Here is a 340-nt window from a genome sequence, read left to right on the forward strand (position 1 = left end):
CGACTCCCCTATGGGACGCCATTGGGTTGTTAGCTCAGTTGGTAGAGCAGTTGACTTTTAATCAATTGGTCACAGGTTCGAATCCTGTACAACCCACCACATTATTGTGGGCGATTAGCTCAGTTGGGAGAGCACCTCCCTTACAAGGAGGGGGTCACTGGTTCGAGCCCGGTATCGCCCACCACGCTTTAAAGGTTTTTGTTTGAGAATCTTTAGAACGTGGTTTATTTAGCAATAAACGACATGCTCTTTAACAATCTGGAAAGCTGACAAGTCATTCTTTAAGAATGACAGTAAAGTTCTCAATCAGTGACATATCATGTCACTCACACAATCAAGT

Annotated in this window: 2 tRNA genes; both read left to right on the plus strand. The window is 44.1% G+C overall.

Annotated elements, in window-relative coordinates:
- Positions 1–23 precede the first annotated feature (23 nt).
- Positions 24–99 (plus strand) — tRNA-Lys (locus BZJ21_RS15720).
- Between the two features lie 9 nt (positions 100–108).
- Positions 109–184 (plus strand) — tRNA-Val (locus BZJ21_RS15725).
- Positions 185–340 lie beyond the last annotated feature (156 nt).

This window comes from Salinivibrio costicola subsp. alcaliphilus, from assembly GCF_001996185.1.
Classification (GTDB): domain Bacteria; phylum Pseudomonadota; class Gammaproteobacteria; order Enterobacterales; family Vibrionaceae; genus Salinivibrio; species Salinivibrio costicola.